Source organism: Rhodocyclus tenuis (assembly GCF_014197755.1).
Taxonomy (GTDB): Bacteria; Pseudomonadota; Gammaproteobacteria; order Burkholderiales; family Rhodocyclaceae; genus Rhodocyclus; species Rhodocyclus tenuis.
On record NZ_JACIGE010000007.1, the window covers coordinates 195886 to 220826 of the forward strand.

Consider the following 24941-nt stretch of genomic DNA (forward strand, 5'->3'; position numbering starts at 1 on the left):
AAAGATCGGCTTACATGACGCGGTGCTGCAGCGCCGGCAGGCTGGCGCGGACTTCGTCGCTGCGCGCCGGGTCGAGGCAACCGACGACGATTCCCGGCCCTTTCAGCTTGCGGTCGAGAATCGTTCCCCAGGGGTCGACCAGCATGCTGTCGCCGTGCGTTTCGCGGCCGTTCTCGTGGCGCCCACCCTGCGCGCTGGCGAGCACAAAGCATTGATTTTCGATGGCACGTGCGCGCAGCAGGATTTCCCAGTGCGCGACGCCGGTGGTTTCGGTAAAGGCTGCCGGCAGCACGATCAGGTCTAGGACACCGAGCGCGCGATAAAGCTCCGGAAAGCGCAGGTCGTAGCAGATCGACAGGCCGATGCGGCCGAACGGCGTGTCAAAAGCGACCGGCGTCTTGCCCGCCTCGATCGTCGCACTTTCGTTATAGCGCTCGCTGCCCTTCTCGAAGCCGAACAGGTGGATCTTGTCGTAACGCGCGGCGCGGCGGCCGTCGGGCGCGTAGGCGACGCTCGAATTGAGCACCTTGCCCGGATCGCTGGCGAGCAGCGGGATCGAACCGCCGATCAGCCAGATGCCGTGACGCGCTGCCGTCTCGGCAAGAAAGTCCTGGATCGGCCCGCTGCCGTCTTCCTCGCGCACACGCAGCTTGTCGCCGTCGGAGAGGCCGATGATCGCGAAGTACTCGGGCAGGACGACCAGTTCGGCGCCCTCGGCAACCGCTTCGGCAACAAGCGCGGCGGCGGCGGCAAGATTGTCGGCGACACGCGGCGCCGACACCATCTGTACGGCGGCAACGCGCGCCGGCCGGCGACGGACTTCACTGAGTGGCGGATGGACTGGTGGCAGAGGATTTGTCACGGGAGTCTCCTGAAACGGCAGGCGAAGAGGGTGCGGGAGCGGGCGCCGGCGTCGCCGCGACGCCTTCCGGACTGCGCAGCGACGGCGTTTCGGCGGCGGCGGCACGCGAGATCTTGTCGACCTTGGGATCGTCCCAGGTGCCGGTCACCAGGTAGTCGAAGCCGAACATCTGGTTGAGCGGATTCTGCAGGATCTTGTGCGCCAGCAGTGTCGCCACGCCGGCGATCGGGTTGATCAGACCGATACCGAGCGCGGCGGTGCCGCCGAGTTCGGGTTGCACGTTGACCGACAGGCGCTGCGTCTCGCGCGCCAGATCGGCATCACCGCGCATCACCACGTGCGCTGCCGGGCCGTCGATCTGCAGGCGCTCGGTGTGCATGACGCCGCCCTGCACCGTCAGCTTGCCGGCGATGCTGTCGAAGGCGAAGCCCTCGCTGAAGATATCGCGAAAATCGAGCGTCACGCGGCGCGGCAGCGACTGCAGGCTGATCAGGCCGATCAGCTTGCCGGCACCGGGGTCAAGCTTGGTGAACTGCCCCTTCGCCGCTTCGACTTTCATTTCGCCGGAGAGCGTCGCGTAATCGAGCGCGCTCGGTGGCCCGACCCAGCTCAGGTTGCCGTCAAGCTGCGCGCTGCCGCCACGCACCGTTCCCGGGAAACCGAGGCGTTCGAGCAGCTTGCCGACATCGCTGGCGACGAGCTTGAAATCAAGTAGCGTACGGTTGCCGCCGGCCAGCTGCCACTGGCCGCTGCCGTTCAGGCTGCCGGCCGGATTGGCGAGGCGCACGCGCTCCAGCCGCCACAGACGTCCCTCGTTGCGCGCCGACACTTCAAGCCGCCCGAAACGCCGCGCGCCGATGGCGAAATCCTCGGCAACGATGTCGAGCGCCGGCAATTCATCAACCGCTTCGACCACTTCGGCCGGCACGCTGGCGACCGGCGACGGCGCCTCGATACTCAGTTGCTTGAGGCGCGCCGACAGCTTGCCGCGACCGCTGCCGTCCCAGCTCACATCGCCATTGGCCTGGCGCGAGGCCAGGCGCATCTGCCACTGCGCGCCGTTCGCTGCGGCAGCCAGATCGACATCGTTGAAGCGCCGACCGAAGATGCGCAATTCGCCCGCTTTCAGGCTCGCGGCAGTCACCGGCAGCGGTGCAGCGGCGGCGGCAGCCGGTGGAGCGTTGCTGCCGGCATTGCCGGCGCGCAGCAGGTGCCGCCACAGGTCGGCGTCAAGCTGGCGCGCGCTGACATTGAGCGCCAGACCACGCTCGGGCAGTTGCAACGGCCGGCCGATGGCGACGGCGCCGCGCTCGACGGCGAATTCACTGCCCTGACGGCGACGGATGATCTGCGCCGAGACGGCATTGCCCAGCGAGAAACGCAACTGGTCGCGCGCCAGCGTCGTCACCGGCGCGCCACGGGCAGCACGTACCGTAGCCGCCGGCAAGGATGTTTTCTCGAAGCGCAGAGGCATCGTTTCGCCGGCGCTCTTGTGGAATGGCTCGGGCAGGCTTGAGCCGAGACCGGCAAGCGTCGACTCGACCACCAGATCGGCGCTGCGCTTCCTGACGCGTACTTCGCCGCGGTAAGTCATGCTGCCCGAGAGATTGTCGGCCAGCGGCAGATCGACCGCCTTGCGCAATTGCGCGGCGGCGAGCGAGCCGCTGGCGCTGATCAGCACGCGTCCGTCGGGCGCACTGCCGCCCTTGATCTGCAATGGGCCGCCGAACAGCGTGGCATTGATCTCGGGAACGCTGATCGACTTCTCGCTGAAGCGCAACTGGCCGTTGACCTGGCGCAGCGCCGGCAGCGCCGAATCGACGACGACCTCGTTGTTCACCAGGCGGAACGTGCCGTCGACCTGCGACTGATCCATCAGCGCCAGATCGAGCGGCAGGCTGAGCGCCAGATCGAGGCTGCCGTCGCCGCTGGCGCGCATGTCTTCGGTAAAGCGGTCGATCTGTTCAGCGACCGGGCTTAGCTCGATGAACTTGAGGAACTCGCTAGTCGGGCCTTCGGCGTGACCTTTCACCTTGAGCATCGTCATCGGTGCGTCGAAGTCGGCAATCTCGGCGCGTGTCGCCGACAGGCGGGCACCGAGGATCATGCCGCGCTCGGCATCGACGACCATTCCCGGCCCCTCGAAACGCAGCAGGCCGTCGATGCCGGTGATCTTCGGCCAGCCCGGTGCGTAGTCGAGGGTAACGTTGTGTGCGCGCGCGGTAACCAGGAACTGCCCCTGTGTCTTGTCGATGAAGGGGAAGTGAGCGAGATCGCCCTTCAGCGTCAGCTGCGCGTCGCTGGCCGTACCGCTCACCAGTGCATCGCGCAGCCAGTGCCGCGCGTTGGCATTGACCACGTGCGGCATGAAGCGCCAGACGGCGCGCGCGTCGGCACGGCTGAGCGTCGCGGAAAGATTGATCGTGCCGGGGCCGTCGCCAGTCAAGCGATACGTCCCCTGTGCGGCACCGGCAGCGTCGGCACCGGCGAAATCGGCGCGCACCAGCTCGGCGTCGACCACGCCATCGCGCCGCGTCCATTTCGCCTGCGCGCTCAGCGTATCGAAAGCAATCTGCGCTTCGGGGAAGACGCTGGGCAGGTCGATGCTTGCCTTCTGCGCGTTGAGGCTGGCCGAACCCGTCTTCTCGTTCAGGTCGATATTGCCCGAAAGCCCGGAAAACCCGGGAAAGTAGCCCTGCGCAGCGATCGCCAGCGCGTCGAAGCGCGCTTTCAGCGCGTATTGCTTCATCGATTCGGCATCGCCGTTCCACGACGCGCGCAGATCGCTGATCAGGCCCCGCGGTGCATAGTCGGCAAGCAACTGGCGCGAGCGCGCGTCGAGTGGCAGGTAAGCGGCGAGCGCTGACAAGGCGGCGAGATCGACGCGATTGGCCGAGGCGCTGCCGCTCACCGCCTCGTCGGCACCGGGCTGCCAGTCGACGCGGAAATCGCTCGGCGGAATGATCACTGCCGGCAGCACGCGCTGCTCCGCGGCAGCGGTCTTCCCCTTGCCGGCGGCAGCAGCGTCGGCTTCGTCCGCGCTGGCGCGCGTCGCCAGTGTCAGCTGCTTGCCGCTCAGGGAGAAGCCGTGCTCGCTGAAAGCGACGCCGAGACGCCCTTGCATGCGTTCGAGTTCGAGCTCGGGAAGTTTCTTTGCCAGGCGCAGGCGCAGATCGCGCAGCGCGAGGTCGGCGGTGAGCTCGCTCAGCCGGCCGTCGGCAAAATCGGCCCAGGCGCGCACGGCGCCGCGCCCCTGCGGCAGGGCAAACGGGTAATCGATCCAGCGCTGCCAGACGGCGAGGTCGGCATAGTCGATCTCGGCATAGAGCTGGCCTTTCCACGATTCGGCGACTTCGATGTCGCGGCCACGGAAATCGCCACGCACATCGATTTTCGCCGCCAGTTCGCGCGGTGGCAGCGCAGTCAGGCCGAAGCGATGGCGGCGGCCGCTGTTGTCGAGACCGAAATTGACATCCTCGAGGATCAGCGGCGGCGCACCGCGCTGTGCGTCCTCCCAGACGATGGTCGCGCCGCGGATGCGGATGTGGCGTTGTTCGAGAATCCAGTCGGAGGCACCAGTGTCGGCGGACTGGTCGTTGAGCGGAATGCCGGCAACGAAGATGCGGCCGTCGGCGTCGCGGCGCAGGTGCAGCGTCGGCTCGTCGATGGCGAGCAGACGCAACTGCGGCCGCAGGGTCGTTACCGTCCACCACGACAGAACGGTCTGCACGCGCGAAAAAGCCAGCGCCGGCCGGCCGGCGGCGTCAGCGACGCGCACATCGAGCAGCGTCAGGTCAGGATTGACGCCAGCCCAGCGCGCCTCGATACGCCCGATATTGACCTGCAGGCCGACGCCCTCGCTGACCAGGCGCTCGATGTCGCCGCGATAGCTCTCGATGTTCGGCAGCACTGCGTAGCGCAGCACCAGCACGGCCAGCACGAAGGCGAACCAGAGCAGCGTCGCGGCGAGCAGCAAGGCACGCCCGAGCGGACGCGCCGCCGGATGCGCGATGAACGGCACGAGGCGGTGGAAGCGGTAATAGAGGGCTTGGTGCAGCGTAGGGGCAGCCATCAGCGGGCGCCGGTACGGCAGGGCTTTTGCCAAATTTTGCAGGGCGTCACTAGAATGGCGGAGAACGGAAAGAACAACAGACCGATGAAAAACTTGCGCGAGCCTCCGATTGTAAAGCATCGGCCGGAACGCGCCGCAGCATCACAGCCGGGCACCACTGCCGGCGATGCCCGCCGACTGACGAGAACACCATGACCGCCCCCTGCCCGTCCGACGCCGTACCTGCCTCCGCCACGCCGCTGCCCGCGGACACCATCGACTGGACACCGGCACTGGCGCTCAGCCGCTGGCTGCGCCAGTTATTGGCGGCGCGCCCGGAAATCGGCGACTGGCTGCGCGAAAACGCCGGCACACCGATCGACGGCGCGAAGATGCGCGCCTTTCTCGCCGCCGCTGAAAGCGCCGACGAGATCACCCAGCAACAGGCGCTGCGCTGCCTGCGCCAGCGCGTCATGGCGACGCTGCTGGTGCGCGATCTGGCCGCTCTGGCGCCGCTCGCCGAAGTCGTCGAGACGATGACCCTGCTCGCCGAAACGACGCTCAACTTCGCGCTGGCGCACGCGCAGCGCGCGCTCGCCGAACGCTTCGGCGAGCCGCTCGACAGTCGCGGCGAGCCGCAGCGCCTGCTGGTGATCGGCATGGGCAAGCTCGGCGGCCGCGAGCTGAACGTCTCGTCCGACGTCGATTTCATCTTCGTCTATCCCGAAGAAGGCAGCACCGCCGGCCGGGAAGACGGCAGCGGCGTCATCGACGCCTACGATTTCTTCAACCGCCTCGGCAAGCGCCTGATCGCAGCGCTCGGCGAAATCACCGCCGACGGCCAGGTGTTCCGCGTCGACATGCGCCTGCGCCCGAACGGCGACTCCGGGCCGCTGGTCTGTTCGCTCGATTCTCTGGAGAACTACTTCATCACGCAAGGCCGCGAATGGGAGCGCTACGCCTGGATCAAGGCGCGCGTGCTCAACGAAGGCTGCAACCTGCAACCGCAGTGGGCGCTCGCACTGGAGAAGATCGCCCGCCCCTTCATCTACCGCAAGTACCTCGACTTCGGGGCGATCAACGCCATGCGCGAGCTGCACGCGCAGATCCGCCGCGAAGTGGCGCGACGTGACATGGCCGACCACATCAAGCTCGGCCCCGGCGGCATCCGCGAAATCGAGTTCATCGCGCAGGCTTTCCAGCTGATCCGCGGCGGCCGCGATTCCGGCCTGCGCATCCGGCCGACGCTGGCGACGCTGTCGGCGCTGGCGCAGCGTCGCCAGTTGCCACCCGAGGGCGAACGTGAGCTGGCGCTCGCTTACGATTTCCTGCGCCGGCTCGAGCATCGTCTGCAGTACGTCGACGACGCGCAGACGCACCGCCTGCCGGCCGGCGAAGACGAGCGCGCAGCGATCGCCCGCGCCATGGGCTTTGCCGACTGGCCGGCCTTGAGCGCAGTGCTCGACGCCCATCGCGCGCGCGTCGCCCGGCATTTCGAGCTGGTCTTTTCCGAACCCGAAGAAGCCGCGCACGCGCTGACCGGCTTGTGGCAGGAGCAGTGCGACCAGGAAACCGCCTTCGAGGAGTTCACCGCGCTCGGCTTCCGCGACGCCAGGGGCGCACAGCAACGCCTGCAGCACTTGCGCAGCAGCGGCCGCTACCAGCAGCTGCCGGCGAGCAACCGCGAACGTCTCGATTCACTCGGCCCACGCCTGCTCGCCGCCGCCGCGGCGACGCGCGCGCCCGACGCCACCTGGCGGCGCGGACTCGATTTCCTCGAAACGATCAGCGGCCGCGGCGCCTACCTGGCGCTGCTGCAGCAATACCCGCAGGCGCTGCAGAAGGTCGGCGAGCTGATCGGCAGTTCGTCGTGGGCCGCCGAATACCTGACGCGACACCCGATCCTGCTCGACGAACTGCTCGATTCGCGCCTGTACGAACTCGCCACCGACTGGACCGGCTTCCGCGAGGAGCTGCAGCAGCAGTTGCTCGATTCGGCCGGCGACACCGAACGCGAGATGGACCTGCTGCGCGAAGCGCATCACGTGCAGGTATTCCGCCTGCTGGCGCAGGACCTGGCCGGACTGCAAAGCGTCGAGCGTATTTCCGACCACCTTTCCGAGCTCGCCGACATCATGCTGCAGGTGACGCTCGAACTGTGCTGGGGCAAGCTCGCCAAACGCCATCGCGAACAGCCGCAGTTTGCCGTCATCGGTTTCGGCAAGCTCGGCGGCAAGGAGCTTGGCTACGGTTCCGACCTCGACCTCGTCTTCCTGCACGACGACGAGGCGCCCGAAGCCGGGCAAATCTACTCGCGACTGGCGCAGCGCATGAGCACCTGGCTGTCGAGCCGCACGCCGGCGGGAATCCTCTTCGAGACCGACCTGCGCCTGCGTCCGAACGGCGACGCCGGTCTGCTGGTCAGCCCGCTCGCCGGCTTTCGCGACTATGAGTTGAATAACGCCTGGATCTGGGAACACCAGGCGCTGACGCGCGCCCGCTTCTGCGCCGGCGATCCGGCGCTCGGCGCGCGTTTCGAGGCGATCCGCGTCGACATCCTGCGTCAGCAGCGCGACCCGGAAACGCTGCGCAGCGAAGTGCCGGCGATGCGCAAGCGCATGCTCGACGCGCATGGCTCGCAGAGCGAATTCGAGTTCGACATCAAGCAGGACCCGGGCGGCATCATCGACGTCGAGTTCATCGTCCAGTACCTGATCCTCGGCCACGCTTACGCGCACCCCGACCTCTGCCGCAACATCGGCAACATCGCGCTGCTGCGGCTCGCCGCCGAACTCGGCCTGATTCCCGGCCAGCTCGCCGAGCCGGTGCAGAATGCCTATCGCGATTTCCGTCGCATGCAGCACGCCAAGCGCCTCGACGGCGTGCCGGCGGCGCGCATCGACCGCAGCGCCGTGCTGCGCCGCATCGAAGCCGTGCGCACCTTATGGCGGGCGGTTTTCGGCGACGAATGAACCCGCGCGCAGCATTTATACTCACGGCATCAACCACGCCAATCCGGAACGGCGGAATTTCCGGGACAGGCCGATCAGGAGAAAAACATGGCCGAAGCACCCTCCCATAACTGGCGTTTCTTTCGTGCCGGCGGTTTCGATCAGGTTCGCCTCGATGGCACGGCTGACCTGCTCGCACTGCCATCGCTCGACCAGAAACTGTGGGTGGCGCTGGCCTGCCCAACCAGCGGCCTCGAATTCGACGCAACGACGCTCAAGCTGCTCGACAGCGACAGCGACGGCCGCATCCGCGCGCCCGAACTGATCGCGGCGATTGCCTGGGCGAACGCGCGCCTCGGCGACAGCGAACTGTTCGGCAAGGGCGTGCATCCGTTGCCGCTGGCGGCGATCGGCAAGGGTGACGACGAAGGCCGGCGCCTGCTGGCGGCGGCGCGCTCGCTGCTGCTTCGCCTCGGCCGTGATGCCGACGCGGCGGACGCCGCCGTCAGCGTCGAAGACGCCGCAGCGGCAGCCGGCCTGTTCGCACAGGACGCCTGCAACGGCGACGGCGTCATCACCGCACGCGCTGCCGGCGACGATGCCGACACGACAACGCTGATCGGCGAGATCGTCGCCGCCACTGGCGGCAACGCGGATTGCAGCGGCGACACCGGCATCAATCAGGAACAGCTCGACGCCTTCTACGGCGAAGCCGGCGCGCTGCTCGCCTGGCGCGGTCGACCGACGGCCGATCCCGAACTGTTGCCGCTCGGCGCCGATACGGCCGCTGCTGCGGCGGCGCTGGCCGCCGTTCGCGCCAAGATCGACGACTATTTCACGCGCTGCCGGCTGGCGGCTTTCGACGCGCGCGCAACCGGCGCACTCAACGGTTCCGACGCCGACTTTCTCGCGCTTGGTTCGCGCCTGCTCGCCACCGCCGACGCCGACGCGGCGGCGCTGCCGCTCGCCCGCATCGAAGCCGGCAGGCCGCTGCCGCTGGTCGACACGGTCAATCCGGCGTGGGCGGCGCCGCTCGCCGCACTCGCCGCGCAGGCGATCACGCCTCTGCTCGGCGCGCGCAATGAACTCAGCGAGGCTGACTGGCTGGCGCTGCAGGCGCGCTTCGCCGCCTACGCCGCGTGGCAGGCGGAAAAGCCGGCCTCCGCGCTGGCCGCGGCGCTCGCCGACGCCAGCGACGAGCATCTGGGCGCCATCGTTGCCGGCGACGGCCAGGCGCGCCTCGCCGCGCTGATCGCCGCCGACCTCGCGCGCGCCGACGAGGGCGCGGCGCTCGCCGACGTGCAGCGGCTGGTGCATTACGTTCGCGATCTGGCAAAGCTCGCCGACAACTTCGTCGCCTTCCGCGGCTTCTACACGCGGCGCGAGCCGGCGATCTTCCAGTGCGGCACGCTCTACCTCGACGGACGCAGCTGCGAGCTGTGCGTACCGGTGCTCGACGCCGGCAAGCACGCGGCGCTCGCCGCGCAGTCGGGCATCTTCCTCGCCTACTGCGATTGCGTGCGCGGCAGCGAAAAGCGCACCATCGCCGCCGCCTTCACCGCCGGCGATTCCGACCAGCTCAGCGTCGGCCGCAACGGCGTCTTCTACGACCGCCAGGGGCGCGACTGGGATGCGACGGTGACGCGCATCGTCGACCACCCGATCAGCCTGCGTCAGGCCTTCTGGTCGCCGTACAAGAAAGTCGCCAAGTTCATCGGCGAATCGCTGCAGAAGTTCGCCGCCGCGCGCGCCAAGGCTGTCGACGACAACGCCGCAGCGCAGGTGATCGCCGCGCAGACCAAGGTGACGACGCCGGGCGCGACCGAGCCGCCGAAGCCGCCGCCCTTCGACGCCGGCAAGTTCGCCGGCATCTTCGCCGCCATCGGGCTGGCGATCGGCGCCATCGGCGCGGCGCTGGCCTCGCTGGTCACCGGCTTCCTCGGCCTGCCCTGGTGGCAGATGCCGATCGCCATCGCCGGCCTGCTGCTGATCGTCTCCGGCCCGGCGGTCGCGCTCGCCGCCTTCCGCCTGCGCAACCGCAACCTCGGCCCGCTGCTCGACGCCAACGGCTGGGCGGTCAATGCGCGCGCGCGCATCAACATCCCCTTCGGCAGCTCGCTGACGCAGGTAGCGAAGCTGCCGGCCGGCGCCGAGCGTTCGCTCAGCGACCCTTACGCCGAGCAGAAAAGTCCGTGGGGCTTCTACGCCTTCCTGCTGATCGGTGCCGCCATCGCTGCCGCGCTCGCGGTGCGCCTGTTCGGCGGCGGCTGATCCTCGCTTCGATCCTCGCCTCGCTGCGGGCCTGGCAGCAGACCTAAAGGCGGCGCAGGCGTTCGCCGGCGGCGGCGAGCGTCGCCTCCTGCTTGGCGAAGCAGAAGCGCACAATGCGCGCCGCGCGCGCTGCCGGCACGTTCCCGGCGGAATAAAAGGCCGACAGCGGAATCGCCGCGACGCCGGCCTCACGCGTCAGCCAGATGGCGAACTCGTCGTCGGGCAGGTCGGAAATGGCGTCGTAGCGCGCCAGCTGGAAGTAGCTGCCGCGGCAAGGCAGCAGCTCGAAGCGCGAAGCGGCGAGCTGCGCGCGGAAAAAATCGCGCTTGGCTTCGTAGAACGCCGCCAGCCCGAGATGGCGCGAGTGATCCTGCATGTACTCGGCAATCGCCAGCTGGCACGGCGTATTGACCGTGAACACGTTGAACTGGTGGATCTTGCGAAAATCGCGGGTGAGCGCCGGCGGCGCCAGCACGTAGCCGATCTTCCAGCCGGTGATGTGGTAGGTCTTGCCGAAGGACGAAACGACGACGCTGCGCGCCGCCAGCTCGCGATGCGCGACGACGCTGGCGTGGCGGGCGCCGCCGTAGACCATGTGCTCGTATACCTCGTCGGCGAGGACGACGATGCCGCTGCCGCGCAGCAGCGCCGCCAGCGCATCGAGGTCGGCGGCGTCGAGCAGCGCACCGCTCGGGTTGTGCGGCGAGTTGATGATCAAGAGGCGCGTGCGCGGCGTGATCAGCGCCGCCACCTGCGCCCAGTCCGGGCGGAAATCCGGCGCCGCCAGCTGCGCGTAGACCACCTTGCCGCCGACCGTCTCGATCGCCGGCGCGTAGCTGTCGTAGACCGGCTCGAAGACGATCACCTCGTCGCCGGCACCGACGAAGGCGGCGATGGCGGTGAAGATCGCCTGCGTCGCGCCGGCGGTGACGGTGATCTCGGCGTCGGCATCGAGTTGCGTGCCGTACAGCGTCGCCACCTTGTCGGCGATGGCGCGGCGTAGTTCCGGCATGCCGGTCATCGGCGGATACTGGTTGCGGCCGGCGAGCATGGCGCGATGCGCGGCGTCGAACAGCGCCGGTTCGGCCTGAAAGTCGGGAAAACCCTGCGCCAGGTTGATCGCGCCGCAGTCGGCGGCGAGTTTCGACATCACCGTGAAGATGGTCGTGCCGATCTTCTCGAGATGCGGGCGCGAGGCGATGCTGAAGGCTGCGGAAGTCTGGTTCATGGCTGACAATGATCGTCGGTAGGCGTTGATGAAACGGCGCGCGTCATGCCAGCGTGGCGCGAACTGCGCAAGGAACTGATCACATAAGCCGGCGAGCGCGGCGGGCAGCGAGGCGTCCAGCACTGCGCAGCGGCACGCAAGGACCGGCAACGCTGGCGGAGCTGCCCGGATCGCCAGCGCTGCTCCGCGCGGCCGTCGCCAAGGGCATCATGCGGCGCTCAAAGCTTACGGGAATTTTTCTCATCCGGGCAAGGCGACAGCGGCTCAAGAACGGCAAAGCCGGCCAGCGCGACATTCCCTGAACGCGCCGCTGCCATGCCTGAATGCCGGCGCCGGCCCGGGACGCCGGTGTGTGTGCAAGCGTACAGACGCTGATGCCGCCCGGGAAATAGATTTGCGCCCACGCCCCCCGCGCAATCGCTGTGCCCTTCCGGAAGGAACACCATGAGCCGCATCGTCACGCAGGACGGCACCTGCCTCTACGTCAAGGACTGGGGGCATGGACGCCCGGTGGTCATGGTCCACGGCTGGCCGCTCTCGGCCGACAGCTTTGACGATCTTGCGTTGGCCATCGCCGACGCCGGCATGCGCGCGATCAGTTACGACCGTCGCGGTTTTGGACGCTCCGACCAGCCTGCGGCAGGTTACGACTACGACACGCTCGCCGACGACCTTGGCGCGGTGATCACCCACACCGGCGCCGTGAACGCAACGCTGCTCGGCTTTTCGATGGGCGGCGGCGAGGTGGCACGCTACCTCTCGCGCCATTCCGGCAAGGGAATAAAGCAGGCAGTGCTGATCGCGTCGATCCTGCCTTTTCTGCTGAAAACGGCTGACAACCTCGGCGGTGTTGATGCCGGGATGTTTGAGGCTACGGCGCAAAGCCTGAAGAAGGACCGGGCCAGCTTCTGGTCCGACTTTTTCAAGGAGTTCTTCGGCATCGGCCTGCTTTCCAAGGCCGTCAGCAGCGAAGTCGAGGAATGGGCGCGCAGCATGGCCATGCAGGCAGGACTGTTACCGACACTGGCCTGTGCGCAGGCCTTTTCCAGCACCGACTTTCGTTCCGACATGGCTTCTTTCACGATGCCAACGCTGATCATTCACGGCACCGCCGACCAGACGGTGCCGATCGACATCTCCAGCCGCAAGGCGGCGCAGCGCATTGCACACGCGCGACTGATCGAATACGAAGGCGCGCCGCACGGGCTGTTTGCCAGCCACAAGGAGCGCTTGATCGCCGACGTTCTGACTTTCCTGCAGTCCTGAGACGGGAACGACGCTGCGACGCGAGTTCACGAACAAGCCGGCGCGGCGCTTGTCCATCACTGCGTCGACATTTATCGAAACGGGCCGGCTCGGCGTCGCGCCCACACACCTCTGGAGAGTGCCATGGCCGCTTATCAGATTGCCGTCATTGTCGGCAGCCTGCGTCAGGAATCCCTCAACGGTAAATTCGCCGACGCCCTTGTTCGTCTGGCAAGGCCGGAGTTTTCGTTCAAACGGGTGCAGATCGGCGACCTGCCGCTTTACAACCAGGATGACGACAAAAATCAGGCGGCATCGGTCAAGCGCCTGAAAGCTGAAATTTCGGCGGCACACGGCGTGCTGTTCGTCACTCCCGAATACAACCGCTCAATTCCGGGCGTACTCAAGAACGCCATCGATCATGGCTCGCGCCCCTACGGACAGAGTGTCTGGCAGGGCAAGCCAGCCGGAATCATCGGCGTTTCGGTCGGCGCGATCGGCACGGCCCTGGCCCAGCAGCACCTGCGCAACATACTGGCCTACCTGGACATGCCGACACTTGGCCAGCCGGAAGCCTTCGTCCACGCCGGAGAGGGACTGTTCGATGCAGAAGGCAAGATCGGCCCGGCGAGCAAGGAGTTCGTCCAGAAATGGCTGGATCGCTACCTCGACTGGGTGATCAAGCAGGCAGCCTGATTTCCGGTTCTGACCGGGCAGCGCCCGGCTGACGCGTAATCGCCCGCGCCTCTACGCTATTCGCGCTGCCGTTGCGCCTCGACAAAATCGGCGGCACTCTGCGGACGCCCGAACAGGTAGCCCTGGAACAGCGTGCAGCCGTACCTCTTCAGGAATTCCAGCTGGCTTTCGCTTTCGACGCCTTCTGCGACTGCGGTCAAGCCGAGGTTCTGCCCCATGGCGATGATCGTGCGCACGATCGTCGCATCGCCGGCGTCGCTGCTGATGTCGCGCACGAAGGACTGATCGATCTTCAGTTCGTCGAGCGGCAGGCGCTTGAGGTATGAGAGCGACGAGTAGCCGGTACCGAAATCGTCCATCGAGAAGACGATGCCGAGCGTCTTCAGCGCATGCATCTTCTCGATCGAATCGGCAACGTTGTCGAGCACCGAGCTCTCGGTCAGTTCGAGCGTCAATTGCCTCGCGTCGACGCCGGAATTGCGCACGATGTTGCACACCGCAGCGACAAAATCGGGCTGGCGGAACTGCCGTCCGCTGACATTCACCGCCAGCCGGAAGTTCTCCCAGCCGGGCAGCGAATTCCATTCGCGCAGCTGCACACAGGCCGATTCGAGCACCCAGTTGCCGATGGCGACGATCAGACCGCATTCCTCGGCCACCGGGATGAACTGCCCCGGCGTGATCAGGCCACGTTCGGGATGCTGCCAGCGCAGCAAGGCCTCGGCGCCAACAACGCGCCGCTCGCTGTCGACCTTGGCCTGAAAAGCGAGGAAGAACTGCCGCTGTGGCAGTGCACGGCGCAGTTCGGCCTCGAGTGCCGCCCGTGTTTCCAGACTCTGCTGCATCGCCGGATCGAAGAAACACAGGGTATTGCGGCCGCTGGTCTTGGCCTGATACATCGCCGCGTCGGCACGCTTGAGGATTTCCTCCGAGCTTTCTTCGGGCGCCCCGGAAAACAGGTAAAGGCCAACGCTGGCGCTGGAGTGATGCTCGTAGGCATCGAGCAGGAACGGCTGCCGGAGCGACTCGACGATCTTCTGCGCGACCATTTCGGCATCGAAGGCGGCTTCGTGCGGCAGCTGACGCAGGTCTTCGAGCAGGACGACAAACTCGTCGCCGCCCAGGCGGGCGATGAAATCCTCGGCGCGCACACACTTGCGCAGCCTGTGCCCGACTTCCTTGAGCAGGCAGTCGCCGACATCGTGCCCGCGCGTGTCGTTGAGCGTCTTGAAGTTGTCGAGGTCGATGAACAGCAGGGCGCCCATCGCATGCCGGCGTTTGCTCGCCGCCAGCGCCTGACGCAGGCGGTCCTGCAGCAGACGCCGGTTGGGCAGTTGCGTCAGCGTGTCGAAGTAGGCGAGCCGCTCGATCTCGGCCTCGGCCAGCTTGCGCTCGGTGATGTCACGAACGATCGCCTGCAGGCAGGTCTCGCCGCCAATGTCGAGCAGACTGAGACTGACCTCGGCATCGACAAAGCTGCCGTCGGGGCGCAGATAGCGCCAGTCGAACAGCACCGGCTGACCGGATTGTGCGTTGGTCACGACCTCGTGCATCAGCTCCTCGGAGGAGCGCCCGTTCGGCTGGACGGGCGGCGACGCCGACGCCGGCGTCTGGCCGACGATGCGTTCGCGCGGCAATCCCTGCAGCGTTTCGGCGCACTGATTGCAGTCGAGTACCGTCGTGCCGCGCAGGATGTAAATGGCGTCGTTGGCCTGCTCGAACAGCTTGCGGAAGCGCGCTTCGGTCTCACGCAAGGAATTCAGCGTCAGCGAAAGCTCTTCGGTACGCGCACCGACACGACGGCGCAAGGACCAGTTCCAGACGACCAGCGCCGAGAACGCCAGCAGCGCGAACAGCGCCAGATAGCCGCCGTAGCGCGCGGCACGCTGCCACGCGCCGTAATGCAGCCTCTCACCGAACCAGCGCTGGTCGATCTCCTCGCGCTCTTCCGGCGTGATGCGCGCAAAACCGTCCTCGACGATGCGCAACAGCTCGCTGTTGCCCTTGCGCACCGCGCGATGGAACTCGCCGGCATAAAGCGGCGGCGAGCGGCGAAACTCTTCGGCAGTGCCTTCGCGCGCAAAGAAGTACTCGGCCGGCGGCCGGTCGACACAAAGAATGCGCACCTCGTGCTGCCCGGCGGCCTTGATTTCCGCTTCATAACTCGGATAGAGACGGAAATCCTTGACGCCGCGCGCGCGCAGATACTCGATGCAGGCGTCACCGTCCTTGGCGGCAACGGCAAAGCCCTTGAGCGACTCGGCGTCGGTGATGCCGCCGATGCTCTGATGGAAATAGATCGCCACCTCGATCCTGGCGTAAGCCGCCGAGAAATCGAAAAGCTTTTTCCGCTCCTCGGTTTCAAACAGGGTGTCGATGACGTCGGCCTCGCCGTTGGCCATCATCGCCTGCGCCTTGTTCCAGTCCATCGCCGCGAAATCGACGGCGATGCCGGTACGCTGTTCCCACAGCTTCCAGTAATCCCTGAGGATGCCCTGCACCTGCCCGTTGGCGTCGCGGAAGACGTAGGGCGGATAGTTGTCGTCGAGGACGACGCGGATGGACGTCACCGGCGCCGCGGCCCAGACCGGCCAGGCGCAAAAAGTGGCTGTCAAAAGCAGCCAGCGCAGGATGCGAAGCGAAAGAAGCATGTCGGTTGAGAAGGACCGTAATAACCGGACGTCCGGGTCAGGCACTGTGCATGCGGGGGTGCCGGGCTTGGGCGAAACGCTTCGCTCGGTAGATAGGAAGCGCCGGCGTCGAATACGTTCCCTTGCCGATACGCAGGTCGCCCGCCACTATCGCCCTTGCCATCAGCCGCAAGTATCAGTGTCGCTCACGAGCAAGGCAAGAAGATGCTCGCGCCATGTGTGACAAACTCGTCAGTCGGCGCAAAGCTCCCTGCCCTGTGCGCGACGCCTGCGCCGGGCCGCTGGTAGAATGTTGCCCCATGAACGTCAATGGCACCCCCACCCGCACCATTCGCCCCGCGCCTGCAGCGCGGGCCGTCGACATCATCGACCAGACCGCGTTGCCGCACGATTTCCGCTGGCTGCGGCTGGCGTCGCTGGCTGAAGCGGCGCACGCCATCCGCAGCATGCAGGTGCGCGGCGCGCCGCTGATCGGCGTCACCGCCGCCTACGGCGTCGCGCTGGCGCTGACGGTGCATGCCGACGACGCAACGCTCAGGCAGGCGGTCGCCACGCTCGCCGCGACGCGGCCGACGGCGGTGAATCTGCACTGGGCGCTGGCACGCATCGCAGCGCATCTGGCGCCGCTGCCGGAAGCGCAGCGCGCCGACGCCGCCTGGGCCGAAGCCGCCGCCATCGCCGAAGAAGACGTCGCGCAATGCCGCGCCATCGGCACGCACGGGCTGGCGCTGCTGCGTCCGCTCGCCGGCCGTCGCGGCCGCCTGCAGCTGATGACGCACTGCAACGCCGGCTGGCTGGCGACGGTCGATCACGGCACGGCGCTGGCGCCAATTTACGCCGCTTTCGACGCCGGCATTCCGGTGCATGTGTGGGTCTCGGAAACGCGGCCGCGCAACCAGGGCCTGCTCACCGCCTGGGAACTGGCACAGCACGGCGTGCCGCACACCGTCATCGCCGACAACGCCGCCGGCTTGCTGCTGGCGCGCGGCGAGGTCGATGCGGTGATCGTCGGCGCCGACCGCATTGCCGCCAACGGCGACGTCGCCAACAAAGTCGGCACCTACCTGAAGGCGCTCGCCGCCTACGCCGCCGACGTTCCCTTCTTCGTCGCCGCGCCACGCTCGACCATCGACTTTGCCTGCGCCAGCGGCGCCGACATTCCGATCGAGGAACGCGAAGGCGACGAAGTACGCGTCGTGCATGGCCGCGACGACGCCGGCCAGCCCGCCGCCGTACGCCAGCTGCCGGCGAGCGAAGCCGTTGCCAATCCGGCCTTCGACGTTACCCGCGCCAATCTGGTCGCGGCGATCATCTCTGAGCGCGGCAGCGCGCCGGCAAGCACCGACGGCCTGCTCTCGCTCTACCCGGAAGAGCGCCGTGGCTGATTTGCGCCGGCAGCTGATCAAGAGCGCGCAGGCGCTCACCGCCGCCGGGCTGAACAAGGGCACCGCCGGCAACCTCAGTGTGCGCTGCGTCGAGGATGGCGTCGACGGCTACCTGATCACGCCGACCGGAATGGACTACGCGACGCTCGTGCCCGAAGACATCGTCTTCCTCGCGCTCGACGACGGCGACGCCGCTCGCCCGCGCGGGCGGCGCAAGCCCTCGTCGGAATGGCGCTTCCACCGCGACGTATACGCCGCACGGCCGGAAGCCGGCGCTATCGTGCACACGCATTCGCCTTTCGCCGTCAGCCTCGCCTGCCTGCGCCGCGACATTCCGCCCTTCCATTACATGATCGCGCGCTTCGGTGGTGATACGGTGCGCTGCTCGGCCTACGCCACCTTCGGCACGCAGGCGCTGTCGGACGCGGCGCTCGTCGCACTCGCCGGCCGTTCGGCCTGCCTGCTCGCCAACCACGGCATGCTGCTCTTCGGCGCCGACCTTGCGCGCGCAGTGGCGCTCGCTGTCGAACTCGAGGCGCTGTGCGAGCAATACTGGCGCGCCAGCCAGCTCGGCCAGCCGGTGCTGCTCGACGCCAACGAAATGGCCGTCGTGCTGCAGAAGTTCGCCGGCTACGGCCAGCAATAGCGCGCTGGTGCACGCTGCGTACGCCCAAGCCGTAGTGCCCAGCCCGTAGTGCCTGCACCGTCGTGCCAAACCCGTAACAGTCACTCCGTTCCGCCCTGTCCGACACGGCGCCCTGCCGACCCGCTGCCGCCCGAGGCCACCATGCTGCGCATCACCGAACTCCGCCTGCCGATCGACCACCCGCCCGAAGCCTTGCCGGCAGCGATTGCCACGCGCCTGAAAGTACCCGGCAAGGACATCAGCCGCTTCACGATCTTCCGTCAGAGCGTCGACGCACGTCGTGTCGGCGCACCGAGCTTCATCTACGCCGTCGACGTCGAGGTCAAGCGCGAAGCCGAACTGCTGCAGCGCTTTGCCGCTGATCCGCATGTCTCGGCGGCACCCGACATGACTTACCGCTTCGTCGCGCAGGCGCCGGCTGGTGGCCTGAAAACGCCGCGGCCGTTGATCGTCGGCTTCGGCCCCTGCGGCATTTTCGCGGCGCTGGTGCTGGCGCAGATGGGCTTGCGGCCGATCGTCGTCGAACGCGGCCGCGCAGTGCGTGAACGCACGCAGGACACCTGGGGACTGTGGCGGAAGAACACGCTCAACCCGGAATCGAACGTGCAGTTCGGCGAAGGCGGCGCCGGCACCTTCTCCGACGGCAAGCTGTACAGCCAGATCCGCGACCCGCAGCACCACGGACGCAAGGTGCTCACCGAATTCGTCAAGGCCGGCGCGCCGGCCGAGATCCTGACGCTCGCCAAACCGCACATCGGCACATTCCGCCTGGTCTCGATGGTCGAGACGATGCGCCACGAAATCGAGGCGCTCGGCGGCGAAATCCGCTTCGAACAACGCGTTGCCGACTTGCTGCTCCAAGACGATCCGGCACAGCCGGGAATGCGCCGCCTGCGTGGCGTGCGGCTGGCCAGCGGCGAGGAAATCGAGAGCCACCATGTCGTTCTCGCGCTCGGCCACAGCGCGCGCGACACCTTCGCCATGCTGCACGAAGCCGGCGTCGCCATGGAGGCGAAGCCCTTCTCGGTCGGCTTTCGCATCGAGCATCCGCAGTCGCTGATCGACCGCGCACGCTACGGCCGTCACGCCGGCGACACGCGTCTCGGCGCCGCCGACTACAAGCTGGTGCATCACGCCAGCAACGGGCGCACGGTGTATAGCTTCTGCATGTGTCCCGGCGGCACCGTCGTCGCCGCCACCTCGGAACCCGGTTGCGTCGTCACCAACGGCATGAGCCAGTACTCGCGCAACGAGCGCAATGCCAACGCCGGCATCGTCGTCAATGTCTCGCCCGCAGACTTCGGCGGCGAACCCGGCGATCCGCTCGCCGGCATCGCTTTCCAGCGACGGCTGGAAGCGCGCGCCTTCGAACTCGGCGGCGGCAACTACGAAGCGCCGGCGCAGCGCGTCGGCGACTTTCTCGCCGGTCGGCCATCGACGCAACTCGGCGAGGTCGTTCCCTCGTACAAGCCCGGCGTGCGTCCGACCGACCTGTCGACGGCGCTGCCCGACTGGGCGATCGCTGCGCTGCGTGAGGCGATTCCCGCCTTCGAAAAGCAGATCAAGGGCTTTTCGCTGCCCGACGCGGTACTCACCGGCGTCGAGACGCGCACCTCGTCGCCGCTACGCATGCCGCGCGGCGACGACCTGCAGAGCGTCAACGTGCGCGGCCTCTATCCGGGCGGAGAAGGCGCCGGCTACGCTGGCGGCATCCTCTCGGCCGGCGTCGACGGCATCCGCATCGCCGAGGCGCTGGCGCTTGACCTGCTCGCCGCCGAGGCCGGCGGCCAGTCATAGCCGATGACTATTCGATCGGTTTAAACGATCAATTGGGCAAATAACGCGGCAGGCGGCAAGATCCGGACATCGTCATGGCACCGCCGGGGAGCCGCTCATGTCCACCTATCTCGCTACGCAATTGCTCGGCAGCCCCGCAGCGGGCTCGGCCGATCGCCTGAATCGCCTGCGCCGCCAGTTTGGCCTGCTGCTCGTCCTTGCCGGCGCGCTGGTGTTCGCCACGCAAACGCTGCCGTCGCTGCTCGCCGCAACGGCAGCTGCCATCGACGCGCTGCACGCCGGCCCGGCCTTGCTCGGTGGGCTGCTCGGCGCTGCGGCGACGGCAGCCGGCGCGCTACCGGTCCTGTTCGCCCGCCGCGTCGCGCCGCAAGCGCAGGGAACGCTGCTGGCGCTGGCCGCCGGCGTGATGCTCGCCGCCACCTGCTTCTCGCTGCTGCTGCCGGCGCTGGCCAGCGCCGAAACGCTGTGGGGCAGCCGGCCGCTGGCGGCGCTGGCCGTGGCTGTTGGTCTGCTCGCCGGCGCCGCTGGCATCGCCCTGCTCGGCCGGCTGCTGCCCGACGAGATGCCGCAACAGGCAGCCAACGCCGAGGCCGCCGCAAACGCACAGGCGGCACGGCGCAGCGTGCTGCTCTTCGTTCTGGCGGTGACCTTGCACAATCTGCCGGAAGGTCTCGCTGTCGGTGTCAGCGCCACCGCCGACGCCGTTGGCGGTAGTGCGCTGGCCTGGGGAATCGCCATCCAGGACGTCCCCGAAGGGCTCGCCGTCGCGCTGGCGCTGGCCAGCATTGGCACGCGGCCGGCGCTCGCCTTCGCCGCCGGAGCCGGCAGCGGCCTGGTCGAGCCTGTGGCCGCGCTCGCCGGTGCCGCTGCCGTCGGCATTTCCGACGCGGCGCTGCCCTGGGGTCTGGCGCTCGCCGCCGGCGCGATGCTGCGCGTGATCTGCCTCGAATTGCTGCCGCAGGCGCTGCGCGAAAATGGCCGCCACACCGGCAGCGCGCTGATTGGCGGTTTTGCCCTGATGATGCTGCTCGACACCGCGCTCGCCTGAGGCGAGCAGCGCTGACGCGGCCGGCGGCTACTGCGCTGGCGCCGCTCGCAGCAAGCGCTTCTCGATGCGCTCGGCGGGGACGGCGCCGCTGCGCTCGAAGGGGTGACGGCCGAAACCGTCGACCTCGACCTCGCCGCGGATCCGGTAATCGATCAGCTGCCGCCCGTCGCGCCGTGCCTCACGGACGAGGCGCAGCACCGCGCGCAAGTCGCTGCTGACGTCGACGACGAGGGTCGCATCGCCCTTGGCCGGAACGCTCAGCGGCACGGTCGAACGACCGCTTGCGAAACGCTGGCCGGCAAGTTCCAGATCGATGACGACTTCCTGCAGCGGCAGCGCCTGCGCGTTCGGGTTGTCCACGCGCAGCTTGAGCGCGAAATGCTGCTCGGCGAGATTTCCATGCTGCCATTCGATGCCGGCAAAGGAAACCTCGGGCGGTTTCGTCGGCACGCCGATGCCGGCGCAGGCGGCGAGCGTGACCGCCGCGACAAGCATCGCCAGCCACGCCGTAGCCCGCACCAGCGCAGTACGTTTGCCGGCGGGGGCGCTCACGCTGCGTCTCCGACAGCTCCGGCAGCGCCCGACAAGGACTCGAGCAGCTTGAGCACGGCGATCGAATCGTCGTCACCCTGCCCGTTGCCGACCAGCGCGTTGAACAGCTGCGCCGTCGCCGCCGACAGCGGCGTGTAGACGCCCAGCTGGTGCGCGCTCTGCAGGACGATGTTGAGGTCCTTCTGGTGCATCCATGCCTTGAAGCCCGGAGCAAACTTGCGCTCGAGCATGCGCTGGCCGTGGTTTTCGAGAATGCGCGAAGCGGCAAAACCGCCGAGCAGCGCCTCGCGCACGCGGCCGGCGTCGACACCGCTGCACGCGGCGAAGTTGAGCGCCTCGGCAACGGCAAGAACGCCGACGCCAGTGAGAATCTGATTCGCCGCCTTGGTCACCTGTCCGGCACCCGAGGCGCCGATGTGCAGCACGCGACTGCCGAGACAGGCCAGCGCCGGCTGCGCGCGGGCAAACGCCGCAACGTCGCCGCCGACCATGATCGACAGGCTGCCGGCGATGGCGCCGACCTCGCCACCCGACACCGGCGCATCGAGGAAGGCGATGCCGCGCTCGCCGAGGCGCGCCGCGATGCTGCGTGCCGCGGCCGGCGCGATGGTGCTCATGTCGACGGCGACCAGCGGCGCCGCGTCGGCATCGCGCAAAGGCAGCGCATCGACGACACCCTTGGCACCGAGCATCACCTCTTCGACATCGGGCGCATCGGCGACCATCGAGATCACCAGATCGGCGTCGGTGGCCGCCGCCGCCGGACTGTCGGCGGCCTGCGCGCCGACGTCGAGCAGCGGCCGCATCGATTCGGCGCGACGCGCCCAGACGATGAGTTCGTGCCCGCCACGCAGCAGGTTCAGGGCCATCGGCCGGCCCATGATGCCAAGCCCGATGAAGGCGATTTTCATGCGTTTTCTCCCTTGCAAGATGCTGCCGGCCGGCGGCGGCTTGCCATTGCAGCACAAGCCTGCCAGCGCGCAAAGAGCGACCGGATATTCCTCAGGACTGACGATCGGAATTCATGACGGAAAGGAACTATTTGCCGAAATAAATGACCGAGCAAAGTCGCCAAAAGTGGCACATGATAAAAATCGATCGTCGCCAGAAAAAGCCGGGGTCGCGTGGACAAGCGGCAGCCGCCAGCCCTGCTGCATGAAATGCTGCAGAGAGCGAAGTAAAAGTGACTGACAAAGGAGGCAACATGAGCATCGCGGCTCGCATCACCCTGCTGATCGTTATCGGCCTGCTCGGCGCGCTATCGATCGGTGGCTTCAGCTTGTACCAGATGGCGAACATCAATAACAGTGTGCGCGAAATGGACGAAAACACACTGCCTAGCTTGATAACCCTGAGCAAGGCTGAGCGCTGGATACTCCGTTCGCGCGCGCCACTTCTCACCTCCCTGCTCGAAACCGACGCGGAAAAGCGTAGGGTCTTCGAAACCCGTTTCCGGGAAACAAGCGGAGCGGCGAAGGAAGCGCTGCGCGACTACGAGAAACTGGTTTCCGACGACAAGGACCGCGAACTGCTGGCGAACGAGGTTCGACTGGTCGATGCCTATATCGGCCACGCCGACCGAATACTCGCGGCAGCGCAAGCTGGCCAGCGTGACGACGCGCTGAAATTGCTCGCCGAAGCGCGCGACACCATCGACGACATGGTCAAGTCATTCACCGCGCACATGGAATACAACGAGCAACTGGCCGATGTAAACGCCAAATTGGCCGAGGCCGCCTACGACCAAGCGCGCCTGCTGCTCGCCGTCAGCGTCCTGCTTTTGCTCGCACTGCTCGGCGGGCTCGGCTTCCAGACGCAGCGACAGGTTTCGCGCTCGCTCGTCGAGATGGTCAACAGCTTTACGCGCATCGAAAAGGATCTCGACTTCACCGTTCGCCTGCCCGCCGGCGGCAAGGACGAAATCGCCAGGGTGGCAAACGCGTTCAACGCACTGGCGGAAAGGTTGCAGCAGAGTTTCCGCCAGATCGCGCAGCAGGCCACGGCGCTCGGCACCGCCACCGAACGCGTGTCAACGGCATCACGCGAAATGTCAATGGCTTCGCGCCAGCAGAGCGAATCGGCGTCGAGCATGGCGGCCGCCGTCGAAGAAATGACGGTGAGCGTGAACCATGTCGCCGACCGCGCCGACGACTCGAACCGCCTCGCCACCGAGGCCGGCAAGCTCGCCAGCGACGGCGAGAAGGTGATCAACAATACGGTCGGCGCGATCAACGGCATCGCCGACAGCGTGCGCACCGCTTCCGATCAGCTCACCCAGCTGGAAAGCCAGAGCGAGAAGATCAGCGCCATCGTGTCGACGATCCGCGAAATCGCCGACCAGACCAACCTGCTGGCGCTCAACGCCGCCATCGAAGCGGCGCGTGCCGGCGAACAGGGCCGCGGCTTCGCCGTCGTCGCCGACGAGGTCAGAAAGCTTGCCGAACGCACCGGCCTGTCGACGCAGGAGATCGCCGATACCATCCAGCAGATGGTCTCCGGCTCGCAGGCCGCGGTCGGCAGCATCCAGAGCGTCGAGGGCGCCGTGCAGCAAGGCGTCGGTTACGCCGGCCAGGCCAGCGAAGCGATGCGCGAGATCGGCACCGGCTCGCGCAATACGGTCGAGGTGGTCAGCGAAATCACCAGCGCCATCCGCGAACAAGGCACGGCGAGTCAGGAAATCGCCAAGCAGGTCGAGCGCATCGCGCAGATGACCGACGAGAACAGTGCGGCGGCGCAAGCCACCTCGGACACGGCGGAAGAACTCGCGGCGATGGCGCGCGAACTGACGGAAATCGTAGCCAGGTACCGGATCTGAGTGACGCGGCGGCTGGCAGACGCGGATTCACGCGCCTGCCAGCCGAAAAATGCCTACTGCACGACGCCGAGTTTCCTCGCCCACCATGGGGTGATGGCTGGCAGCAGGGTCAGCGTCCAGATCACCACCCACGCCGTCAGCGGCATCAAGAGTTTCAGTTCCGGGAACTGGGCGACGGTGATCACCGCCAGCACCACCGGGATGACGCCGGTTTCGCGCACGACGCTGAGGAACAGCCGCTCCTTCAGCGTCACCTTCGTCGGCAGCATGCTCAGCATCACCGCCAGCGGCCGCGCGACGAGAATGAAGGCGAGCGACACGATCAGCCCGAGCAGGGCGGTTTGCCACAGGTCGCCGAGCGCGACGAAAGGACCGACCATCATGAAGATCGTCGGCTTGGCGACGCTCTCGATCTTCACTTCCATCGTGCGCAAGGTGCTGTGGAAGTACTCCTTGCCATGGTTGTAGTTGGCGAGCAGACCAGCGACGAAAGCCGCGAGGAAGCCGTTGCCGTGGATCGCCTGCGCCAGCAGGAAGGTGAGCAGCGGAATCGCCAGCACCAGCGCGAAGTCGTAGGCGGTTTCGCCGACATCGTGCTCAGCGTCGCGCGACTTGTAGCGCTCGTAGCCGACCATCGCACCCCAGCCAATCAGGCCGGCAACCGTACCGAAGGCGAACTGCTTGCCGAGCAGCAGCATGTTGTCGGCGCTGAACAGGCCGCCGGCCAGCGCCGTCAGCGAATC

17 protein-coding genes are annotated in these 24941 nt (G+C 67.2%); 10 read left to right on the top strand and 7 right to left on the bottom strand.

Going from position 1 to position 24941, the window contains the following annotated elements:
* Positions 1-10: 10 nt before the first annotated feature.
* Positions 11-862, bottom strand: a complete 852-nt coding sequence (locus GGD90_RS11040) for a carbon-nitrogen hydrolase family protein (protein WP_228273728.1) — start codon at positions 860-862, stop codon at positions 11-13.
* Entirely contained in the window at positions 822-4934 is a 4113-nt protein-coding gene (locus tag GGD90_RS17835) for a YhdP family protein (RefSeq protein ID WP_221227738.1), read from the bottom strand. Before GGD90_RS17835 ends, GGD90_RS11040 begins: the two co-directional genes overlap by 41 nt.
* A 191-nt stretch (positions 4935-5125) precedes the next feature.
* On the opposite strand from GGD90_RS17835, the gene glnE reads away from it, so the two are divergent.
* Both glnE and GGD90_RS11050 read left to right on the top strand, forming a co-directional pair.
* On the top strand, positions 5126-7885 hold the full coding sequence (glnE, locus tag GGD90_RS11045) for a bifunctional [glutamate--ammonia ligase]-adenylyl-L-tyrosine phosphorylase/[glutamate--ammonia-ligase] adenylyltransferase (RefSeq protein ID WP_153116805.1): 2760 nt from the start codon (positions 5126-5128) through the stop codon (positions 7883-7885).
* A gap of 87 nt (positions 7886-7972) precedes the next feature.
* Positions 7973-10135 (top strand): hypothetical protein, encoded by a 2163-nt coding sequence (locus GGD90_RS11050; RefSeq protein WP_153116806.1) that lies wholly within the window; start codon positions 7973-7975, stop codon positions 10133-10135.
* 43 nt (positions 10136-10178) lie between these two features.
* Here the strand turns inward: GGD90_RS11050 and GGD90_RS11055 are convergent, their stop codons facing one another.
* Entirely contained in the window at positions 10179-11363 is a 1185-nt protein-coding gene (locus GGD90_RS11055; protein WP_153116807.1) for a methionine aminotransferase, read from the bottom strand.
* Between the two features lie 444 nt (positions 11364-11807).
* Here GGD90_RS11055 and GGD90_RS11060 point away from each other — a divergent pair, with 444 nt between their 5' ends.
* Positions 11808-12629: an alpha/beta fold hydrolase gene (locus tag GGD90_RS11060; protein ID WP_153116808.1), complete on the top strand. Its 822-nt coding sequence runs from the start codon at positions 11808-11810 to the stop codon at positions 12627-12629.
* Between the two features lie 123 nt (positions 12630-12752).
* Positions 12753-13304, top strand: coding sequence for an NADPH-dependent FMN reductase (locus GGD90_RS11065; protein WP_153116809.1), 552 nt, complete (start codon positions 12753-12755; stop codon positions 13302-13304).
* A 56-nt stretch (positions 13305-13360) separates the two neighbouring features.
* Here the strand turns inward: GGD90_RS11065 and GGD90_RS11070 are convergent, their stop codons facing one another.
* Positions 13361-15874 (bottom strand): EAL domain-containing protein, encoded by a 2514-nt coding sequence (locus tag GGD90_RS11070; protein ID WP_184415117.1) that lies wholly within the window; start codon positions 15872-15874, stop codon positions 13361-13363.
* A gap of 380 nt (positions 15875-16254) precedes the next feature.
* Here GGD90_RS11070 and mtnA point away from each other — a divergent pair, with 380 nt between their 5' ends.
* From mtnA to GGD90_RS11090, 4 genes are all read left to right on the top strand, one after another.
* Positions 16255-17340 carry an S-methyl-5-thioribose-1-phosphate isomerase gene (gene mtnA, locus GGD90_RS11075; RefSeq protein ID WP_153116811.1) on the top strand — a complete coding sequence of 362 codons (1086 nt, stop codon included), beginning with the start codon at positions 16255-16257 and terminating at the stop codon, positions 17338-17340.
* Positions 17333-17986 (top strand): class II aldolase/adducin family protein, encoded by a 654-nt coding sequence (locus GGD90_RS11080; RefSeq protein WP_153116812.1) that lies wholly within the window; start codon positions 17333-17335, stop codon positions 17984-17986. The genes mtnA and GGD90_RS11080 overlap by 8 nt, the downstream gene beginning before the upstream one ends.
* Before the next feature lie 141 nt (positions 17987-18127).
* Complete coding sequence (locus GGD90_RS11085; protein ID WP_153116813.1) at positions 18128-19783, top strand: NAD(P)/FAD-dependent oxidoreductase; 1656 nt, start codon at positions 18128-18130, stop codon at positions 19781-19783.
* 97 nt (positions 19784-19880) lie between these two features.
* Entirely contained in the window at positions 19881-20831 is a 951-nt protein-coding gene (locus GGD90_RS11090; protein WP_153116814.1) for a ZIP family metal transporter, read from the top strand.
* A gap of 27 nt (positions 20832-20858) precedes the next feature.
* Here the strand turns inward: GGD90_RS11090 and GGD90_RS11095 are convergent, their stop codons facing one another.
* A complete protein-coding gene (locus GGD90_RS11095) occupies positions 20859-21383 on the bottom strand; it encodes an LEA/WHy family protein (protein WP_153116815.1) in 525 nt (174 codons plus the stop codon).
* The gene (locus GGD90_RS11100; protein ID WP_153116816.1) at positions 21380-22294 is read right to left on the bottom strand and encodes an NAD(P)-dependent oxidoreductase; all 915 of its coding nucleotides are present in this window, start codon (positions 22292-22294) and stop codon (positions 21380-21382) included. The genes GGD90_RS11095 and GGD90_RS11100 overlap by 4 nt, the downstream gene beginning before the upstream one ends.
* Between GGD90_RS11100 and GGD90_RS11105 the strand changes: the two genes are divergently transcribed.
* On the top strand, positions 22278-22574 hold the full coding sequence (locus tag GGD90_RS11105) for a hypothetical protein (protein WP_153116817.1): 297 nt from the start codon (positions 22278-22280) through the stop codon (positions 22572-22574). The two genes, GGD90_RS11100 and GGD90_RS11105, sit on opposite strands and share 17 nt — an antisense overlap.
* Before the next feature lie 13 nt (positions 22575-22587).
* Positions 22588-24198, top strand: coding sequence for a methyl-accepting chemotaxis protein (locus tag GGD90_RS11110; RefSeq protein ID WP_153116818.1), 1611 nt, complete (start codon positions 22588-22590; stop codon positions 24196-24198).
* Positions 24199-24251: 53 nt separating this feature from the next.
* Here the strand turns inward: GGD90_RS11110 and GGD90_RS11115 are convergent.
* Positions 24252-24941: cation:proton antiporter domain-containing protein (locus GGD90_RS11115; RefSeq protein ID WP_184415119.1), on the bottom strand; the 690-nt coding region annotated here is incomplete at its 5' end.

Bases quoted from the DNA above. Each gene is read 5' to 3' on its own strand.
- GGD90_RS17835 (WP_221227738.1), bottom strand. From the start codon at position 4,934: ATGGCTGCCCCTACGCTGCACCAAGCCCTCTATTACCGCTTCCACCGC.
- glnE (WP_153116805.1), top strand. From the start codon at position 5,126: ATGACCGCCCCCTGCCCGTCCGACGCCGTACCTGCCTCCGCCACGCCG.
- GGD90_RS11050 (WP_153116806.1), top strand. From the start codon at position 7,973: ATGGCCGAAGCACCCTCCCATAACTGGCGTTTCTTTCGTGCCGGCGGT.
- GGD90_RS11055 (WP_153116807.1), bottom strand. From the start codon at position 11,363: ATGAACCAGACTTCCGCAGCCTTCAGCATCGCCTCGCGCCCGCATCTC.
- GGD90_RS11060 (WP_153116808.1), top strand. From the start codon at position 11,808: ATGAGCCGCATCGTCACGCAGGACGGCACCTGCCTCTACGTCAAGGAC.
- GGD90_RS11065 (WP_153116809.1), top strand. From the start codon at position 12,753: ATGGCCGCTTATCAGATTGCCGTCATTGTCGGCAGCCTGCGTCAGGAA.
- mtnA (WP_153116811.1), top strand. From the start codon at position 16,255: ATGAACGTCAATGGCACCCCCACCCGCACCATTCGCCCCGCGCCTGCA.
- GGD90_RS11085 (WP_153116813.1), top strand. From the start codon at position 18,128: ATGCTGCGCATCACCGAACTCCGCCTGCCGATCGACCACCCGCCCGAA.
- GGD90_RS11090 (WP_153116814.1), top strand. From the start codon at position 19,881: ATGTCCACCTATCTCGCTACGCAATTGCTCGGCAGCCCCGCAGCGGGC.
- GGD90_RS11105 (WP_153116817.1), top strand. From the start codon at position 22,278: ATGAAGGCGATTTTCATGCGTTTTCTCCCTTGCAAGATGCTGCCGGCC.
- GGD90_RS11100 (WP_153116816.1), bottom strand. From the start codon at position 22,294: ATGAAAATCGCCTTCATCGGGCTTGGCATCATGGGCCGGCCGATGGCC.
- GGD90_RS11110 (WP_153116818.1), top strand. From the start codon at position 22,588: ATGAGCATCGCGGCTCGCATCACCCTGCTGATCGTTATCGGCCTGCTC.